Source organism: Shinella lacus (genome assembly GCF_010994755.1).
GTDB lineage: Bacteria > Pseudomonadota > Alphaproteobacteria > Rhizobiales > Rhizobiaceae > Shinella > Shinella lacus.
Map to the genome: position 1 here is coordinate 803780 of NZ_WHSB02000001.1, position 18988 is coordinate 822767.

Sequence of the window (18988 nt, forward strand, 5' to 3'; positions counted from 1 at the left end):
GGACACGCCACCTCTTCCAGAAAGGACGTTGCTATGCAGATCGGCATGATGGGTTTGGGACGCATGGGCGCCAACATGGTGCGGCGATTGATGAAGGACGGCCATGAATGCGTGGTCTACGACATCAATCCGGCAGCCGTCGCGGCACTCGCTTCGGAGGGGGCGACCGGCGCGAACGCGCTTGAAGATTTCGTCGCCAAGCTTTCCAAGCCCGCCTGCGTATGGCTGATGCTGCCGGCAGCGATCACCGGCAGGATCGCCGACCAGGTTGCGGGCCTGATGCAGCCCGGTGACATCATCATCGACGGCGGCAACTCCCACTACCAGGACGCCGTCGATATTGCCGACAGGCTTGCACCGAAGGGCATCAGCTTCGTCGACGTCGGCACCAGCGGCGGCGTCTGGGGCCTCGACCGCGGCTACTGCCTGATGATCGGCGGCCCGGTGGCGGCGGTGCGCCATCTGGACCCCATTTTCGCGAGCCTTGCCCCCGGCGCGGAGGATGGCACGGCGCCCTCGGCGGGCACTGCTGCCTCCGGCTATCTGCATTGCGGACCGAGCGGCGCCGGCCACTTCGTCAAGATGATCCACAACGGCATCGAATACGGCATGATGGCGGCCTATGCCGAAGGCCTCAACATCCTCAAAGCCGCCAATGCCGGCAAGCGCAAGCGCGAGGCAGACGCGGAGACGAGCCCGCTCAAGAACCCGGAATATTATCAGTTCGACATCGACCTCGCCGCCGTCACGGAAGTATGGCGGCATGGCAGCGTGATCGGTTCATGGCTGCTCGACCTGACGGCGGGCGTCCTGAAGGAAGACCCGGCGCTTGCCAAATTCGGCGGACGCGTCTCGGATTCCGGCGAGGGCCGCTGGACGCTGAAAGCGGCAATCGACACGGGCGTGCCAGCGCCGGTGCTCTCTTCGGCGCTTTTCGATCGCTTCAGTTCGCAAGGCGAATCCGAATTCGCCGACAAGCTCCTGTCCGCCATGCGCTTCGCCTTCGGCGGCCATGTCGAGAAGAAGAAGGATTGATCGCATTGCCGGAGATGACCGAAGATCCGATCGTTCTGTCGATCGACGTCGGCGGATCGCATGTGAAGATCAGGACCAGCGTCGGAGATGAGGAGCGGCGTGTCGAATCGGGCGCCGCCATGACCGCGGTCCAGATGGTGGAGGCGGTAAAATCCCTTGCCGAGGGATGGTCCTATGACGTGGCCTCCATCGGCTATCCGGGACCGGTCGCGGACAACAGACCTCTCAAAGATCCGATGCATCTGGGCGCCGGCTGGGCGGGCCACAATTTCGCAAAGGGCTTCGGCAAGCCGGCCAAGGTCGTCAACGATGCCCTGATGCAGGCGATCGGCAGCTACGAGGGCGGTCGCATGCTTTTTCTCGGCCTGGGCACTGGGCTTGGCACCGCGATGATCATCGAAAACGTCTGCCATGCGATGGAGGTCGGCCATCTGCCCTATAAAAACGGGAAGACCTTCGAGGACCATGTCGGCGAGCCGGCATTGGAAAAGCGCGGCAAGAAGAAATGGCGCAAAGCGGTGTTCGCCGTAACGGAGCGCCTGCGGGCCGCTCTGTTGCCCGGTTATATCGTCATCGGCGGCGGCAATGTCGAGCATCTCCCTGATCTTCCGCCAAATTGCCTGCGTGGCGACAACACCCGTGCCTTCACCGGCGGTTTCCGGATCTGGAAGGACCCTTCCCTGCGCGTGTAACGGTTTTTACTCTTCATTTTCAGGACGGCTTTATGGACGGCGTGAGGTTACTTTCGGACGAGGCACTGGTCACCCGGCTTCAGCGCGCGGCCTTTTCCTACCTGATCGACTATGCCGACGAGGATACCGGTCTCGTCGCGGACACATCCCGCCCGGGATCGCCCTGCAGCATCGCCGTCGTCGGCTTCGCGCTGTCCTGTTATCCCGTCGCCGTGCGGAACGGGTGGATGTCGCGCGCCGAGGCGGCCGCCCGCACGCTCAAGGTGCTGCGGTTCTTTTCCCTAAGCACGCAAAGCGAGGCGCCCGACGCCACCGGCTACAAGGGTTTCTACTACCACTTTCTCGACATGAGGACGGGCAAGCGCGTCTGGCAATGCGAACTGTCGCTAGTCGATAGCGCACTGCTGATGGCGGGCATCCTCGTGGCAGGGGGCTATTTCGACGGCGGCAACACCGAGGAAAGCGAGATCCGCGACCATGCCGACGCGCTTTACCGTCGTGTCGACTGGCATTGGGCGCAGAACGGAACCGCCGGCCTCTCGCAGGGCTGGAAACCCGAATGCGGATTTCTCCACTATGGCTGGGAAGGCTACAACGAGGCGCTGATCCTGTATGTCCTGGGGTTTGGTTCCCCGACCTTCCCGCTGACGTCAGAGTGCTACGAGACATGGAGCCTGACCTATCAGTGGGAGAACCTCATGGACCGGAACGTGCTGTATTCCGGCCCGCTCTTCACGCATCTCTTTTCGCATGCCTGGATCGATTTTCGCGGTATCCGCGATACCTTCATGCGCGAGAAGAACAGCGACTATTTCGAAAACACCAAAAGAACGATCGCCATCCATCGCGACTATGGCGAGCGCAATCCCTACGAATTCGCGGGCTATTGCCGCGATTTCTGGGGTGTGACGGCGGGCGATGGCCCATCGGTGCCGGCCTTGCGCCAGAGCGGCAGGGACCGCCGGTTCTACGGCTACATGTCGCGCGGCGTGCCTTATGGCCCGGATGACGGCACGATCTCGCCCTGGGCGATGCTGGCAACGCTGCCCTTTGCCCCCGCTGCCGCGCTCGCCGGCACCCGCCACCTCCTCGAAACCTATCCGCAGGTCTGTCGCGAGGACCGGTTTTCCAGCGGCTTCAACCCGACGCTGCGCTGCGGTCCGGAGGGGTGGCTTTCGGAAGGCTGGTACGGGCTCGACCAGGGCCTGCTCGCGATGACGATCGAAAATCACCGCACGGGGCTGATCTGGGAAATCATGCGGCGCTGCACATATGTGCGTGACGGCCTCGCGCGGGCCGGGTTCAAGGGCGGATGGTTATAGACATGCAAGGCAATGCACCACGGGCAAAGCCCGGCGACGATGGCCTCTTTCTCCGGCGCGTGCGGCCGCGGGACTGGACCAATCCCGAACCGAAAAGCCTCTACGATCTTGTCATCGTCGGCGCCGGGCCGGCGGGGCTGACGGCGGCCGAATGCGCGGCGCGGGGGGGTTTTTCCGTCGCCCTTGTCGAGCGTGATCGCATGGGCGGAGACTCGCTGAACACGGGGTCCGTACCGTCGAAGGCGATCATCCGCAGCGCGCTGGCCTATGACCTCATGCGGGAGACCGACGGGTTCGGCGTGCCCATCCCGGCCGAACCCGTTCTCGACTTTGCCGCGGTGATGGGACGCATGCGCCGGATACGGACGCGGATCGCGGAATATCATTCGGTCCATGAACTCGCGGCCCTTGGCGTGGACATCTTCTTCGGCGCTGCCCGGTTTGCCAGCGCGAATGCGCTTGTCGTCAATGACACCCGTCTGACCTTCAGGAAGGCGCTCATCGCCACGGGTGCGCGACCGAGAATCCCCGATATTCCGGGCCTCGACCGGATGGATTACCGCACAAGCGCGACGATCTTCGACATGACGGCGCTGCCGAAACGTCTTGTCGTCATCGGCGGGGGGCCGCTCGGCTGCGAACTGGCGCAGGCCTTCTGCCGGCTGGGTTCGCATGTGACGATCGTGCAGAAAAGTCCGAAATTCCTGCCCCGGGAGGGGCGCGATGCGGCCGAGATCCTGTCCTGGTCCATGGCGCGCGACGGCATGGACATTCGCCTGAACACCACCGTCGTCGGGGCGCGGCGTGAGGGGGATGCCAAGGTGCTGGAGACCCTCAATTACGATCTGAAAGGCGAGATCGCGGCCGATGAAATCCTCGTCTGCGCCGGGCGGTTGCCCAATGTCGAGGACCTCGAACTGGCGGCGGCCGGCGTGGCACTCGATCCCGACTGCGGCATCAGGGTCGACGATTTCCTGTGCAGCAGCAACCCCGACATATACGCCGCCGGCGATGTCTGCCTGCCGCTGAAGTTCACCAACGCCGCGCAATCCTCCGCGCGCATGGCGGTCCAGAATGCGCTCATGCAAGGGCGGCAGCGGCACGATAACTCGGTCATTCCCTGGTGCACCTTCTGCGACCCCGAGATCGCGCATATCGGCCTGCATGTCTGGGAGGCCCGCCGGCAATCCATTCCGATCCGGAGCTACACCGTGATGATGACCGATGTCGATCGCGCCGTCACGGACGGGCAGGAGGCCGGCTTCGTCAAGATCCACGTCGCGGAGGGCAGCGATAAAATCCTCGGCGCGACCATCGTCGCCTCGCGGGCGAGCGAGATGATCAATGAAATGGCGGTCATCATGAGCGCCGGCATCGGCATGAAGGCGCTCGCCGAAGTGGTCCACACCTATCCGGCGCAGTCCGGGGCGATCATGCTCGCGGCTCAGGCCTACCGGCGCGATGTCGACAGGATCGCCCGGCAGGCGACGGCCGGAGAGGCATCGGCCTGATCGGCCGGCTTATCCGCCGCCCGTCACCGGCAGGAGGCGCAGCGTGCGCGAAAACAGATCGACGCGCCCTTCTCCCGTGCCCATCGCGATGATCGCCGCACTCGCCAGTTCGTCGCGGAAGATGGAGGCGACCCGCTCGCCGTTTTCGCCGTCGGTCAGATCGCCGATATCGTCGATCACAATCCAGCCCGGACGGTGGAGGAGCAGTTGCGCGATGCTCAGCATTCGGCGCTCATCGTTGCCGAGTTCGTGTTCCCATCGGGCAATGCGATCCAGCGAGGGTGACAGGCGCTCAAGCCCCGCCCGTTGCAGGCTGGCCAGGATTTCCTCGGTCGAGTAGGCGTCGGCGTCACGTGGATAACAAAGGGCCGCGCGCAGCGTACCGGCCGGCATGTAGGGGTCGCGCACCACGAACGCGATGCCACCCTCGCGCGGCAGGCTGATGCTGCCCCTGCCCCAGAACCACAGCCCGGCAATCGTGTGCGTCAGGAGCGTCTTGCCGGCGCCCAGGGCTCCGGTGACGAGCACGCGGTCGCCGGGATAAACCTCGACATGCGGCTCGGACAGCCGCACCGGCCCCGACGGCACGTCGATTTCCAGATTGTCGAGGACGATGACGGGATCGGGCGACGGGACGAAAGCGATGCGGTCCGCCGTTCCGTCGGCCGTCTCGGCATCCATCAGGGCGAGCCGGAACGCTGCGACCCGCCCGAGCGTCGCGCGCCAGTCGGCGATGGAGCCGATATTGTCGACGAACCATCGCAGCGAGGCGTGGAACTGGTTGAACGCGCCGACGGCCATCATCAGTCCGCCGAAGGTCATGTCGCCGCCGAAATAGACCGGCGCGGCGATGATGATCGGCGCAACGATCGTCACCCAGCCATAACCCGACGTGACCCAGGCAAGGCGTGTCATCGCGAAGACGATGCGGCGGGTTGCGGCCATGACCGCGGCGAGGTCCCGCTGAAGGCGCCGCGCCTCGTCCACCTCGCCGGAGGCGACCGAGATGGCGGCGAGCTGTTCGTTCACCCGCATCAGCGAAGAGCGCAGGTCCGCCTCGCGCGCGTAGCGGTCGCCATTGAGAGCGATCAGCGGGCGGCCGACCATCCAGCTCAGCCAGGAGGCTGTTCCCGAATAGAGGATCGCGGCCCAGACCATGTAGCCGGGGATCAGGAAAGCGTAACCCCACAGGTGGAAGACGAAGCCCGAGGACAGCGCCCAGAGAACACCGACGAAGCTCAAGAGCAGGACGCCCGCCTGCAACAGGCCGACGCCCAGATCGACCGAGAGATCGCTCAAACGGTGCGCATCCTCGTGCAGCCGCTGGTCGGGATTGATGCCGATCTGCCCCCGCCGCGCCACGCGGAATGCGCGCCCGGGACGAAGCCACTCGTCGATCATGTCGCGCGTCAGCGCTTCCCGGAGCTTCAGGTGCAGCATCTGGTTGAGCCAGAGCTGCGCGACGTTGAGAACGAGCAGCGCGCCGGCGATCTCGAAGAAGACCAGCAACTGCGCGAGGAAGGCCGGCATGTTGCGCTGTTGCAGGGCGTCGTAGAACGGCTGGTTCCAGCGATTGAGGACAATCTGCCCGTAAGCCGTGGCAAGAATGACTGCAAGGATGCCCGCTGCCAGCAGCATCAGGACGCCGCGAAGCGGAGAGCCGTGGAAGGCCGCCGCCATCGTCGCCAAATATTGCCGCAGTCGCGGTTCCTCGGCCCCGTCACGCACCGGATTCAGATCAGCCATGCCTGTCACCGATGTATCGAGGGGTCGCAAGACCCGCTCCCGTGTGGTTTGCGCCTGTCTCTAGCCAAAGGAAACTTGACTCGACCACGCGTTGAATGAACCGCGAGAGCGCCACCGGCCTGGATCATCGTTGAGCTCCTTTGAAACACCCCGGCGAGACTATAGCCCGACATAGGGAGCGTCCATTCAATCGGCAATGTGCCGATGCAGCATTGCCGGCTGCTTCCGGTCACCGGCACGCACTTCGGCGTGGCTCGTCCGTCTACACCACAGGCGAAATCGCGCATGCAGAATTCCCCGACGTCTCCTTCCGCCAGGAACTGCGTTCGCTCAGGCGGCTGGAAAGAACAATTCCACTGTCGTTCCCTTCCCGACTGTGGAGTAAATGCGTGCGTCGCCGCCGCTCTGGCGCATGAAGCCGTAGACGACCGCGAGGCCGAGGCCCGCGCCGCCTTCTTCGTCGCGCGTCGTGAAATAGGGCTCGAAGGCCTTGTCGACGGCATCCGCCGACATGCCGATGCCATCGTCGATGACTGAAACCGCGATGCCCGTTTCGATGCCCATGCAGCGGATGAGGATTGTCCCGCCCTCGGGCATGGCGGCGGCGGCGTTGAGGCAGAGATTGAGGATCGACTGCTCGAAGAGGGCGGCGTCGAGCTGCACCGTCGGCAGGTCGTCCGCGATGTCGAAGGCCAGGCGGCGGTTTTCGCCGATGGCGATCTCCAGCACATCGGCCATGCCGCGCAAGAGCGCACCGATCTCCACCGCGCCGGGATGGATCGGCTGCTGGCTGCCGATGGACAGCATGCTGCCCGCAAGCGACCGGCCCCGGTCGGCCGCCTTGCGGATGCGGGCGAGATGGCGCTTCTGGCGATCGTTGAAACCGGTTTCACGTTCGAGAAGACCGAGGCTGCCGGTGATGATGCCGATCATGTTGCCGACCTCGTGGCTCACCTGGTGGGTCATGCGCATGATGCCGTCGAGGCGCTGGATCCTGGCCGCTTCCGCCTCCTGCCGGTCGAGGTCGGTAATGTCGCGCGCCAGGAGCACGATGCCACCATCCGGCTGGCGCGACAGCGACACTTCCGTCACCCGTCCCGCCTCGGAACGATGGCGCAGCACGGACCGCGCGCCGAGCAGGCCGGCGTCGGTCTCGGCGGGCAGAAGTGCTGGATCGATTTCCGGCAAGGGCGCCACGAATTTGCGCAGCGGCAGTTTTCGCGCCGAGCCCGACCAGCCGACAAGCTCGATGACGCGCCGGTTCATGGTGATCGGCCGGCCGCGCGGGTCGAACAGCGCAATGCCTTCGTTCATGGTGCGGAAGGTGGAGCGGATGGTGCGGGCGGCGGCTTCCGCCGTGCGCCGGAGCCGGGAGACGCGCTCGACGCTTTCGCGAAACGCGCGGAAGGCTTCGAGCAGCCGCACCAGCTCCGTCTCCGTGCCGTTATAGGCCGGGGCATCCACATCCTTGCGCCCTTCTGCCAGCGCGTTCATGCCCGTGGAAAGCGCCACGATGCCGCGCGAGACGCGCATGACCGAGCGGATGGAGAAGATCGCCATCACAAGCACCAGCAGGGACGCGAAGGCGACGATGACGAGCAGGCGGCTCAGCGCGTCGGAGGTCGAGACGAGGTCCTCGTTGAGGCCGCGGGCGACGGCCTCGCTCTGGGTTTCGGTCGCATGCGAAAGATCGCGGGATACGGAATGCAACCGCGCCACGGCGGCGCGGATGGCGAACATTTCGAGCAGATAGCGGGTCTGCGCCTCGAAGACGCGCTCGTAAGGCATGAGCTCGGCCGCGGAAACCCGCGCATCCGGGGACGCACGGTCGAGGCGCGGCGCGGTTTCGGCGACATAGCGGCGGCGCAGCTCACCCAGCTGGAAAAGACTGTCGGAATTGGAGGCCGACTGCACGATGCCGTTGAGCCGCCGGCGGAAATCGGTTTCGGTTATGCCGCTGCCCGTGGCGATCTCGCCGAGGGCGGCCGCCGCCTCCGCCTTGTGCTGCTGGGCGGCTTCCGCGTCGGCCGCGAGCATCGTCGTCTGCGTGCGGATGGTCTCCAGCAGTTCGACGATGCGCGCGCCGGCAAAGCCTTTTACCGCCGTGCCTTCGCGTTCCGGCTGCATGGTGCGCAGCAGCACATCGACCTGCGCGACGACAGCACGGCTCTCGCTGGAGACCCGGTAGGGCGACGTCGCGTTCATCAGGAAGGGCGCGCTCGACACGAGGTCGGAGACCTGCCGCGAGACCAGCGATGCCTTGGCGAGGCTGGAAAAGGCCTGCAGGCCATAGGCCGCCATCTCCTCGCGCGCCCGTTGCAGGCCGTAGACCGCGATGGTCGCCAGGCTGAACACGAGCACGCAGATGAAGGCGATGGCGAAGGGCAGGCGAAAGGCGATCGAGGAGAGGAACGGGCGATTGATCACGGCGAGAGCTCACCCTCGTCCGTGCTCAGCACGTACCCCTTGCCGCGCCGGGTCTGGATGTGGCGCGGCAGATCCGGATTGCGCTCGATCTTGCGGCGAAGGCGCAGCACCAGCACGTCGACATTGCGGTCGATGTAGCGTTCGCTTTCCGCTCCGAGCCGGTCGAGAATATGCGCGCGGCTGACGGGTATGTTCGGTGTCTCGGCGAGGATTTCGAGCAGGGCGAATTCGGCGCTGGTGAGCGATTTGGCAGGATCGGTGAGGCAGACGGCGCGACGGTTCTTCAAATCGACCGACCAGTCGCCCAGCTTCAGCGCCGCCGGTTCGTGCTCGCGCTCAGTCTCCCGTTCGGGCTTCAGCGAGGGGATCGTCCGGCGCAGCACGGCCTTGATACGTGCCGTCAATTCGATCGGCTCGAAGGGTTTTACGACATAGTCGTCCGCCGCGGTCTCCAGCCCCAGCACCCGGTCCGCGGCACTGCCCGCCGCCGTCACCATGACGATGCCGATATTGGTCTGCGCGCGCAGGCGCTGCGCGAAGGTGCGGCCGGAGGTGCCGGGCAGGTTATGGTCAACGAGCACCAGATGCACGGTCTCGCGCGCCAGCACGCCCATGGCCTCCTCTGCCGATGGCGCGGTCAAGGGCGTCCAGCCCTCCGCCTCCACCAGATCGGAGATAAGCTCCGCCATGTCCGGATCGTCCTCGACGATCAGAATCCTGATCCTCTCATTCAACACATGCACGTCCTCCCGCGCGCATCATAGGCAGGCCTGTCACAATCTTCAAAGCGGGCTCGCGTTATGCACCTTGTCACATTTGTAACCTTTGTCATTTTTGCCCGGTCGATGGTGCGCCAGGCTGTAAGAACGGTAACCATTCTTCGATTGCAGCGAGCGACAGATGTGACATCCTGACTGCGGAGATTGGGACGTTCGTCGTTCCAAAGGGAGGAACATCGTGAAAGGCATCACCGCTTTCAGTGCGGGCGTGGCTTTGTGGCTCATGAGCGCCACGGCCGGCACGGCAGCCGCATCGCTCACCGTCTTGTGCGGTGTCGACGAGGCGTGGTGCGCCGCGATGAAGACGGCCTATGAGGCAAAGACCGGCCTCGACATTTCGATGACCCGCAAGAGCACCGGCGATATCCTCAACCAGATCCGCGCCGAAAAGGCCGCCCCGACCGTCGATGTCTGGTGGGGCGGGACGGGTGATACCCATTTGCAGGGCGGATCGGAAGACCTGCTGGAACCCTACCAGCCGGCGCACGAACGCGACATGCTGCCCTGGGCGCAGAACTTTTTCGCCATGTCCGGCGGCCGCTCCGCCGGCATCTATGCCGGGGCGCTCGGCTTTGCCTACAATGCCGATCTGCTGCGCGAACTGAAGCTGCCGGCGCCGACCTGCTGGAAGGACCTGACGGACATCGCCTATCGCGGCCGCATCCGGAGCGGCAATCCGAACTCTTCCGGCACCGCCTTCACGACGCTCGCGACGCTGGTGCAGCTCTTCGGCGAGGAGGAAGCCTTCCGCTATCTCGCCGCCCTCAATCGCAATATCGACCAGTACACGACGGCGGGTTCCGCCCCGGTCAAGGCGGCCGCACGCGGCGAAACGCTGATCGGCATTTCCTTCATGCATGATGCCGTTACGCAGAAGCAGGCGGGTTCGCCCCTGATCATCGTCGCGCCCTGCGAGGGCACGGGGTATGAGATCGGCGCCGTCAGCATCGTCAAGGGTGCACAGCATATCGAAGAGGCGAAACGCTTCGTCGATTTTGCACTGAGCCCGGAGGGACAGGGCACGGGCGCGGCCTCGGGCCAGAACCAAGTGCCGTCCAATGCGAAATCGGCCCTGCCGCTGGCGGCTCCCGATATCTCGCTCATCAAGATGGTGGACTACGACTTCGCCACCTTCGGCTCCCCGGAAGAACGAAGTCGGCTGCTCGAACGGTTCGACGCGGTGATATCCGCGACGAACTAACCGCCAACACCAACCACGATCCGAATTTCGTGAACGCGCCGCTCACAGGCAGGCCGATGGCCGCGCCATGTCTCGTTCGCGCCAAAAATCCAAAACCAGGCAACAGGAGGATGCCCCCATGAAAAAGACCCTTTCCCTCATGCTCTTCGCTGGCACGGCACTTGCCGCCCTGCCGGCACAGGCGGCCGGCGAACTCAACCTCATCTGCTCGGCGGACGTCGTCATCTGCGAGCAGATGAAGGGCGATTTCGAGAAGTCGCACAGCGACATCAAGGTGAACATGGTTCGCCTGTCCTCCGGCGAGACCTATGCCAAGGTGCGTGCCGAAGCCCGCAACCCGAAGACGGATATCTGGTGGGCTGGCACCGGCGACCCGCATCTTCAGGCCGCCTCTGAAAATCTGACGCTGGAATACAAGTCGCCGAAGCTCGACGAGTTGAATGACTGGGCGAAGAGCCAGGCGGAAAGCTCCGGCTACAAGACGGTCGGCGTCTATGCCGGTGCGCTCGGCTGGGGCTACAACACGGAGATCTTCAAGTCGAAGGGCTTCAAGGAGCCGGTCTGCTGGGCCGACCTGCTGGCACCGGAACTGAAGGGCGAAATCCAGATCGCCAATCCGAATTCGTCGGGCACCGCCTATACGGCGCTCGCCTCCCTCGTGCAGATCATGGGCGAGGACCCGGCCTTCGACTACCTCAAGAAGCTCAACGACAACATCTCGCAATACACCAAGTCCGGCTCGGCACCCGTCAAGGCGGCGGCGCGCGGCGAGACGGCGCTTGGCATCGTCTTCGTGCACGATGCGGTGGCGCAGACGTCGGAAGGCTTCCCGGTCAAGTCGATCACGCCCTGCGAGGGCACCGGCTACGAAATCGGCTCCATGTCGATCATCAAGGGCGCCCGCAACCTCGACAATGCCAAGATCTGGTACGACTGGGCGCTGAGCGCGGAAGTCCAGTCGCGCATGAAGGATGCCAAGTCCTTCCAGCTTCCGTCCAACAAGAACGCTGAAATCCCCAAGGAAGCCCCGCGCTTCGAGGACATCAAGCTGATCGACTACGACTTCAAGACCTATGGCGACCCGGAAAAGCGCAAGGCGCTGCTGGAGCGTTGGGATCGTGAAGTCGGCGCGGTCGCCAACTGACGCTCTATCTCTTTGTTTTCACGCAATTCCGGACGCAAAACCGCGACGCGCTTTTGCTGGAATTGCTCTAAGCGGCGGCGCCCGTCTCCTCCGGGCGCCGCCTTTCCCCAAACAGCAATGACAGCGAGGTCGGCCATGACGCATGGCAATCGCAGGCTGGACATGGTCCTGATCCTGGGCGCGGTCGCTTTGACCCTTCTGCCCTGGTATCGGATCGAGGGCGGCTTTTTCGGGTTCGGCTGGCTCGCCGGTTTTCCCCTCTCTTCCGAGGCGGCACCCAACCTATTGCAGATAGCCGTGCATGGCCGGCTTTGGCTTGCCGGTGCCGTGCTTCTCTTCCTCATCGCCGGTGTGGCGCGCGGCATGGCGGACCCGATGCGCCGCGGCGCCGTGCTGGCATGGGTGGGGGCACTCGGCGTGCTGTTCCTCTCGCTGCAAGGCCTCGCCATCAGCCTTACCGGCTGGACATGGACGATCAGCGAAACGCTCTTCGGGCCACTTTCCGACGGCCAGTCGTCGATGGGCGCGGGCGCCGTTCTTTCTGCGGTCTCCTTCGTCCTGCTCTTTGCCTTCGGTCTTGCCGAACGCGGCGTGATGAAGGGGGATGCCTTCGTCGTCAGCTCGATTTCGCTGCTCGTCTTCCTCGTCGCCGTCTTCGTCTTCTACCCGATCGGCAGCATGTTCATCGGTGCGGTGCAGGACTTCGACGGCTCGTTCAATCCGGACAATTTCATTCGCAACATGCAGGATCCCGGCATCTGGAGCCTCGGCTGCCTGACCGGCGGTACGCGTTGCGGCGTGGCGTGGCGTACGCTGTGGCTCGCCATCATGACCGGCCTCGGCTCGACCCTGCTCGGCCTGGCCTTCGCGCTCGTCGCCACCCGCACACGGTTCCCCTACAAGAAGGGCCTGCGCCTGCTGACCATCCTGCCGATCATCACGCCGCCCTTCGTGATCGGCCTCGCGCTGACGCTGCTCTTCGGCCGCGCCGGCGTCATCACGCAGGGCCTTTCCGACCTCTTCGGCATCGAGCCGGGCCGCTGGCTCTATGGCCTCACCGGCATCTGGATCGCGCAGGTCCTGTCCTTCACGCCGATCTCCTTCCTCGTGCTGATTGGCGTCGTCGAGGGTGTCAGCCCGTCGATGGAGGAAGCTTCGCAAACGCTTCGCGCCGACCGCTGGCGCACCTTCTGGCGCGTCTCGCTGCCACTGATGAAGCCGGGCCTCGCCAACGCCTTCCTCATCGGCTTCATCGAGAGCATGGCCGACTTCGGCAATCCGCTGGTGCTCGGCGGCAGCCATGGCGTGCTCTCGACGGAAATCTTCTTCGCGGTCGTCGGCTCGCAGAACGATCCGTCGCGCGCCGCCGTGCTCGCCACCGTCCTCCTGTGCTTCACGCTCTCGGCCTTCCTTGCCCAGCGCCTGTGGCTCTCCGGCAAGAACTTCGCGACCGTGACGGGCAAGGGCGACAGCGGCGCGCACATCGCGCTCCCCCGCGGCGTCTCGATCGGCGTGCACGCCCTTGTGATACCGTGGGGCCTCTTCACGCTCGTCATCTACGGCATGATCCTCGTCGGCGGCTTCGTGAAGACCTGGGGGCTCGACAATTCCCTGACCCTAGACCATTACGCAAAGGCCTTCTCTATCAGCTTCGAGGGCGGGATTGCCTGGACGGGCGTCGCCTGGAACTCCTTCTGGACGACGATGGAGATCGCGCTGATCTCCGCACCGCTGACGGCCATCGTCGGCCTGCTGACGGCCTACATCATCGTGCGCCAGAAATTCGCCGGCAAGAACGCCTTCGAGTTCGCCCTCATGATGAGCTTCGCCATTCCCGGCACGGTCATCGGCGTCAGCTACATCATGGCCTTCAACCTGCCGCCGCTCGAAATGACCGGCTCGGCGCTGATCCTGATCGCCTGCTTCGTCTTCCGCAACATGCCGGTCGGCGTGCGCGGCGGCATCGCGGCAATGAGCCAGCTCGACAAGAGCCTGGACGAGGCTTCGCTGACGCTCAGGGCCAACAGCTTCCGCACGATCCGCAAGGTCATCCTGCCGCTGCTCCGCCCCGCCATTACCGCCGCACTCGTCTATTCCTTCGTGCGCGCCATCACCTCGATCAGCGCCGTCATCTTCCTCGTTAGCGCCGAATACAACATGGCGACCTCCTATATCGTCGGCCTCGTCGAGAATGGAGAATACGGCGTGGCGATCGCCTATTCCTCCATGCTGATCGTCGTGATGATCACGGTCATCAGCGGCTTCCAGCTTCTCGTGGGCGAACGCCGCCTCCGGCGCGAAAACCGCGTCGCCGGCGTCACCCCATCCGCTTCCTCCCATCAGGAGAAAATCGCATGATCACCCCGAAAGCCGGTTCCGTCGTCTTCCAGAACGTGAAGAAGACGTTTGGCGCCTTCACCGCCATTCCCGACCTCTCGCTCACCATCGAGCCGGGCACGCTCGTCACCCTGCTCGGCCCGTCCGGCTGCGGCAAGACGACGACGCTGCGCATGCTGGCCGGCCTCGAACATCCGACGGCGGGGAAAATCCTCATCGGCGGCAAGGACGTCACCATGCTGCCCGCCAACGAGCGCGACGTTTCGATGGTGTTCCAGTCCTACGCGCTCTTTCCGCATCTGAGTTCGCTCGAAAACGTCGCCTACGGCCTCGAATCGTCGGGTCTTTCGCGTAAGGAAGCGCGGGAGAGAGCGGAGGAAGGGCTGGCGCTCGTCGGCCTCGCCGGCATGGGCCAGCGCCTGCCGGCCGAGCTTTCCGGCGGCCAGCAGCAGCGCGTCGCCGTCGCCCGCGCGCTGGTGCTGGAGCCGCAGGTCCTGTTGCTTGACGAACCCTTGTCGAACCTTGATGCGCGCCTGCGCCGCCGGGTGCGCACGGAAATCCGAGAACTCCAGCAACGCCTCGGCTTCACCGCGGTCTATGTCACGCACGACCAGGACGAGGCGCTCGCCGTCTCCGACCGCATCATCATCATGAAGGACGGCGAGATCGCCCAGTCGGGCGCGCCGCGCGAGCTCTACGAGACGCCGGCCTCCTCCTTCATCGCCGACTTCATGGGCGAGGCGAATGTGATTGCCTGCGAGGTGCTCGGCATCGACGGCAACGAGGCGCAGATCCGCGTCGGCGGCGTCGAGCATCGCGTGCCCGCCGGCAAAGCCAAGCTCGGGGCTGCAAGCCTGGCCGTGCGCCCCGGCGCCGTGACGCTTGCCGAAGGGCGTGGACCCGGTCTTGCCGGCCGCATTCTGCATTCGGCCTATCTCGGCGACCATGTCGAATACGAGGTCGAAACCGACGTCGGCACGCTCTTCATCGTCGATCACGCCGTCGACCGCATCCTTCCCGCCGCCTCCGACGCCACGCTCGGCTTCAAGACCCGCGGCATCGCCCTCATCAACGCCTGATATTGCAAGGAATATGGAATGACATCGCAAGAAACCGGACTGGACAGACGCTTCGTCCTCGCCAAGGCCATCGCCCAGGAGGCCGGCGCCATGGCGCTGGATTATTTCAACCGGCGCGATTCCCTGGTGATCGAGACCAAGCGCGATTTGCAGGACGTCGTCTCGATCGCCGATCGCAACGTCGAGCAACTGATCCGCCAGCGCGTCGAGGCGACGTTCCCGGAAGACGGCTTCCTCGGCGAGGAATTCGGCCATACGCCGGGAACCTCCGGCTACACCTGGGTCGTCGACCCGATCGACGGCACCGCGCCCTTCGTCAACGGCATGCCGAACTGGTGCGTCTCGATCGCGGTGCTGCACGACAATACGCCGGTCATCGGCGTCATCGGCGCACCCTGCCACAACGAACTCTACACGGCAGCAAGCGGCAAGGGCGCCAAGCTCAATGGCAGGGTGCTGACGCTCGACCCCTCCCGCACGATCCAGAACGCCATGACCGGCATCGGCGCCAACAGCTATGTGACGCCGGAAAGGGTGGGCGACATCGTCAGCCAGCTGCTCCATGCCGGCGGCAATTTCGTGCGCAACGGCTCCGGCGCGCTGATGCTCGCCTATGTCGCCGCGGGCCGGCTGGTCGGCTATTACGAACCCTATATGCATGCTTGGGATTGCCTTGCAGGCTACTGCCTCGTGAAAGAGGCCGGCGGCTGGTATCACCCCTTCCCGACGCAAGGCGAGGGGCTGACCAAGGGCGCACCGGTCGTCGCGGCCGGACTGGGCGCGCGGGCCGAGCTCGAAAAATTGGCAGGCTTGGCCTGACGCTTCCCATCCATCGATAGCAATGCCTGCTGCAACTTGCGCGCCGCCGCCCCGTCGGCGGCGTAAGCGCGTGCCGACCAGCCGCGGCCGCGCGACGCCCTGAAAACAATCTGGCCATGCAGCAGCCCGATACCACCTCCTCGACTCCGTATAGGCTATATTGCCCGCTGGTAGGGGTGTGAAAATGTGGTACCCTTTTGCCATAATCGAGTGCGAAAATGCGCTTTGACTGAATCTGGGAGGGTTCATGGTCGAGATATTTTCGAAGCAGGACGGACCGCGTCGGGAGGACGCGCAAGTCAGACGGCTGATAGAACAGAACCGCGGCGTCATCACGAAACTCGCCGATCACTTCAGTGGGGGCCTCTACTCGGAATCGAAAAAGCCGAAGATCGGCCCGCAGGCGGAAGGCCTCATCATCCATATCGGCGGTACGGCACCGGTCCACGCACCGGAGCCGAAAATCCGCGTGACCGCCAACGGCCGCGTCATCGCCGTCGATGTCGGCACCGGGCGGCAGCTGCACCACTTTGGCAATCTTCGCAGCGAAGACGGCGTGACGATGTTTGCCTTAGCAACGAAGGCCAATGGTTTCATCGCACCGCTCGATGACACGATGGCCGAGGCGCTGTCGGATATGAATGACGTTCCCGTCGGGGCGTCCTACGGAACCGCAGACCTGGCGGCCGACATCGGCCTGCGGCTTAGCATTCCTCCCGAGACGTGAGGACGAGGCGCACGCCTCCATCCGCGTAGACCCGTTTTGGCGTCAAGTTCCCTCGAACGTGGAATGTGAACAGCCGTATGAACCGAGATGTAAACACGCCGCGACATTCCGCGAAGGGCCGCCTTCCCGCGGCCGGCGATGTGATGCTGATGTCCGCCTATGACGAGCGCGTCACGATGCGCGCGTGGGAATCGCTGCTGGAGGGCCGGAACCCCTCCAACCGATCCTCGCTGCCCGTGCGCTCGACGATCAACGATTCCTGGCAGCGCTGCGCCACGGGCGGTATCGACGCCCAGCGAAACGAGGCGCCGATCGAAACGGACAAGGATGCGGTCGAAGCCTTGGCGAGAAGCAGGCCGGAGCTGCTGGCCGCCGCCCGCCGCCCCTTCCGGGCGATCGGCAAGCTTTTGGACGGCACGGGCGCGATGCTGATGCTCGCCGACGGTGAAGGCGTCCTGATCGACGTCATCGGCGACAAGAAGACCATCTCCGACGGGATGGACATTCATCTCGGCGTCGGCGGAAAATGGACGGAAGATGTTGTCGGGACCAACGGCATAGGGACTGCCCTTTGGACCGGGGAGCCGGTCTTCGTCCATGCCGCCGAACATTTTTGCGCCGGCATAAAAGCCTGGACCTGCGCCGGGGCGCCCATTCGCGATCCTTATGACGGCAAAGTCATCGGGGTCGTCGACCTGTCGGGCTATCCCGATATTTTCCGGCCACATAACATCGCCCTCGTGACGGCGGCCGCGCGGGAAATCGAGCAGGCACTCGCCGACGCGCAGAACGAAGAGCGGACGCGGTTGCTCGAAGCCTTCATTGCGTCGGCGAGCCGCTATCGCTCGAACGATGGCGTCATGATCATCGATCGCCATGGCCGCGCCATCTACAGCAGCAATGTGCCGGCTGCGGAAAGAAAGCGCGTCGGCGACATGATCCGCGGCGGCCCGGAGAGCTGTCGGTTGCCGGAGCTGAGCAACTCCGGCTTTCTCGACAGCATCGTCACCACGCTGCCCAAGGATATGCAATCCTGCCACATCTGCCCGCTGGAGCTGGATGGCGACGTGCGCGGCGCGGCCTTCGTGTTTCCCAAGAGCGACGACAGCAGGACCGTCGCGATCGGCAGCAGAATTGCGTCACAGCAGGTCAAGGACGAAAGCGCGCTCATCATCGGGGAGAGCCCGGCCTTGCGCGCGGCCGTCGATATCGCCTGCAAGATCGGCGAGACGGAAGACGTCACATCGCTCTTGATCGAAGGGGAAACAGGCGTCGGCAAGGAACTCTTCGCCCGGCTCATCCACGCCGCCAGCCGCAAATCGGCGAACAATCCCTTCATCGCGCTCAACTGCGGCGCCGTCACCAAGGAGCTCTTCGGCAGCGAGCTGTTCGGCCATGTCGGCGGCGCGTTCACGGGCGCATCCCGCGAGGGCAAGCCCGGCGTCTTCGAGCTTGCCAGCGGCGGCGTCCTCAGCCTCGATGAAATCGGCGAGATGCCGCTCGACATGCAGCCCTTCCTGTTGCGCGTGCTCGAAGAGCGGGCAGTCAACCGACTGGGCGACAGCCGGCTGCGGCCGGTCGACGTGCGGCTTGTCGCCTCCACGAACCGCGATCTCAAGGTGGAAGTCGCAAACGGTCGCTTCCGCAAGGACCTGTTCTACCGGATCAGCACGGTCTCCATCTGCGTTCCGCCACTGAGAGAGCGCGGCAGCGACAGTCTGCTGCTGATCGAGCATTTCAACCGCAAACTGGCGGATCGCAGGGCAAGCCCGCCGCTGCGCTTCTCGAACCAAGCCCTCGACGCCCTGCTCGCCTATCGCTGGCCGGGCAATGTGCGCGAGCTGCGCAACCTCGTCGAACGGCTGCACCTGCTCTCGAACACCGGGCTGGTGGGGCTTGAGGATTTGCCCTCCGATGTGACCGAACCGGCGCAGGACCGGACCACGCCCCAGACGGATGCAACCGACGCCGTCTTCAGCCTCGAAGATGCGGAACGCCAGGCGATCCGCTCTGCGCTAAGGGCCGAACACGGCAATCTCAGCAAGGTTGCCCAGCGCCTCGGCGTGTCACGGCCGACGCTCTACCGCAAGCTTGAGCAATTCGGCATCAAGCGCGGTTTCATCTGAATAAGGACACCCTGCGGCAATCGCTTGCCGCAGGGTGTCACGC

Annotated in this window: 14 protein-coding genes; 11 read left to right on the top strand and 3 right to left on the bottom strand. The window is 64.6% G+C overall.

The annotated features are described in order from the left end of the window. Positions 1-33: 33 nt before the first annotated feature. From gnd to GB927_RS03695, 4 genes are read left to right on the top strand one after another with little or no spacing between them, the layout of a single operon-like run. Entirely contained in the window at positions 34-1035 is a 1002-nt protein-coding gene (gene gnd, locus GB927_RS03680) for a phosphogluconate dehydrogenase (NAD(+)-dependent, decarboxylating) (protein ID WP_256115225.1), read from the top strand. A 14-nt stretch (positions 1036-1049) separates the two neighbouring features. Next, complete coding sequence (locus GB927_RS03685; protein ID WP_256115419.1) at positions 1050-1727, top strand: ROK family protein; 678 nt, start codon at positions 1050-1052, stop codon at positions 1725-1727. Between the two features lie 32 nt (positions 1728-1759). After that, a complete protein-coding gene (locus tag GB927_RS03690; protein ID WP_256115226.1) occupies positions 1760-3049 on the top strand; it encodes a glucoamylase family protein in 1290 nt (429 codons plus the stop codon). Positions 3050-3051: 2 nt separating this feature from the next. Beyond that, positions 3052-4560 (top strand): mercuric reductase, encoded by a 1509-nt coding sequence (locus GB927_RS03695; protein ID WP_256115227.1) that lies wholly within the window; start codon positions 3052-3054, stop codon positions 4558-4560. A gap of 9 nt (positions 4561-4569) precedes the next feature. On the opposite strand, the gene GB927_RS03700 is transcribed toward GB927_RS03695, so the two are convergent. From GB927_RS03700 to GB927_RS03710, 3 genes are all read right to left on the bottom strand, one after another. Beyond that, positions 4570-6306, bottom strand: a complete 1737-nt coding sequence (locus GB927_RS03700; protein ID WP_256115228.1) for an ABC transporter ATP-binding protein/permease — start codon at positions 6304-6306, stop codon at positions 4570-4572. 330 nt (positions 6307-6636) lie between these two features. Then, entirely contained in the window at positions 6637-8733 is a 2097-nt protein-coding gene (locus tag GB927_RS03705; protein ID WP_256115229.1) for an ATP-binding protein, read from the bottom strand. After that, on the bottom strand, positions 8730-9470 hold the full coding sequence (locus tag GB927_RS03710) for a response regulator (RefSeq protein ID WP_256115230.1): 741 nt from the start codon (positions 9468-9470) through the stop codon (positions 8730-8732). Before GB927_RS03710 ends, GB927_RS03705 begins: the two co-directional genes overlap by 4 nt. Before the next feature lie 220 nt (positions 9471-9690). Here GB927_RS03710 and GB927_RS03715 point away from each other — a divergent pair, with 220 nt between their 5' ends. The 7 genes from GB927_RS03715 to GB927_RS03745 all read left to right on the top strand — a co-directional run bounded on the left by GB927_RS03715 (position 9691) and on the right by GB927_RS03745 (position 18945). Next, positions 9691-10713, top strand: coding sequence for an ABC transporter substrate-binding protein (locus GB927_RS03715; RefSeq protein WP_256115231.1), 1023 nt, complete (start codon positions 9691-9693; stop codon positions 10711-10713). A gap of 118 nt (positions 10714-10831) precedes the next feature. After that, a complete protein-coding gene (locus GB927_RS03720; RefSeq protein ID WP_256115232.1) occupies positions 10832-11857 on the top strand; it encodes an ABC transporter substrate-binding protein in 1026 nt (341 codons plus the stop codon). A gap of 135 nt (positions 11858-11992) precedes the next feature. Then, entirely contained in the window at positions 11993-14215 is a 2223-nt protein-coding gene (locus GB927_RS03725; protein ID WP_256115233.1) for an ABC transporter permease, read from the top strand. Further along, positions 14212-15273: an ABC transporter ATP-binding protein gene (locus GB927_RS03730; RefSeq protein ID WP_256115234.1), complete on the top strand. Its 1062-nt coding sequence runs from the start codon at positions 14212-14214 to the stop codon at positions 15271-15273. The genes GB927_RS03725 and GB927_RS03730 overlap by 4 nt, the downstream gene beginning before the upstream one ends. Before the next feature lie 18 nt (positions 15274-15291). After that, positions 15292-16092 (top strand): inositol monophosphatase family protein, encoded by an 801-nt coding sequence (locus tag GB927_RS03735; protein WP_256115235.1) that lies wholly within the window; start codon positions 15292-15294, stop codon positions 16090-16092. Positions 16093-16339: 247 nt separating this feature from the next. Further along, positions 16340-16819: a hypothetical protein gene (locus GB927_RS03740; RefSeq protein WP_256115236.1), complete on the top strand. Its 480-nt coding sequence runs from the start codon at positions 16340-16342 to the stop codon at positions 16817-16819. A 77-nt stretch (positions 16820-16896) separates the two neighbouring features. After that, positions 16897-18945, top strand: coding sequence for a sigma-54-dependent Fis family transcriptional regulator (locus tag GB927_RS03745; protein WP_256115237.1), 2049 nt, complete (start codon positions 16897-16899; stop codon positions 18943-18945). Positions 18946-18988: the final 43 nt, after the last annotated feature.

Bases quoted from the DNA above. Each gene is read 5' to 3' on its own strand.
- GB927_RS03745 (WP_256115237.1), top strand. From the start codon at position 16,897: ATGAACCGAGATGTAAACACGCCGCGACATTCCGCGAAGGGCCGCCTT.
- GB927_RS03690 (WP_256115226.1), top strand. From the start codon at position 1,760: ATGGACGGCGTGAGGTTACTTTCGGACGAGGCACTGGTCACCCGGCTT.
- GB927_RS03725 (WP_256115233.1), top strand. From the start codon at position 11,993: ATGACGCATGGCAATCGCAGGCTGGACATGGTCCTGATCCTGGGCGCG.
- gnd (WP_256115225.1), top strand. From the start codon at position 34: ATGCAGATCGGCATGATGGGTTTGGGACGCATGGGCGCCAACATGGTG.
- GB927_RS03740 (WP_256115236.1), top strand. From the start codon at position 16,340: ATGGTCGAGATATTTTCGAAGCAGGACGGACCGCGTCGGGAGGACGCG.
- GB927_RS03730 (WP_256115234.1), top strand. From the start codon at position 14,212: ATGATCACCCCGAAAGCCGGTTCCGTCGTCTTCCAGAACGTGAAGAAG.
- GB927_RS03695 (WP_256115227.1), top strand. From the start codon at position 3,052: ATGCAAGGCAATGCACCACGGGCAAAGCCCGGCGACGATGGCCTCTTT.
- GB927_RS03685 (WP_256115419.1), top strand. From the start codon at position 1,050: ATGACCGAAGATCCGATCGTTCTGTCGATCGACGTCGGCGGATCGCAT.
- GB927_RS03700 (WP_256115228.1), bottom strand. From the start codon at position 6,306: ATGGCTGATCTGAATCCGGTGCGTGACGGGGCCGAGGAACCGCGACTG.
- GB927_RS03720 (WP_256115232.1), top strand. From the start codon at position 10,832: ATGAAAAAGACCCTTTCCCTCATGCTCTTCGCTGGCACGGCACTTGCC.
- GB927_RS03735 (WP_256115235.1), top strand. From the start codon at position 15,292: ATGACATCGCAAGAAACCGGACTGGACAGACGCTTCGTCCTCGCCAAG.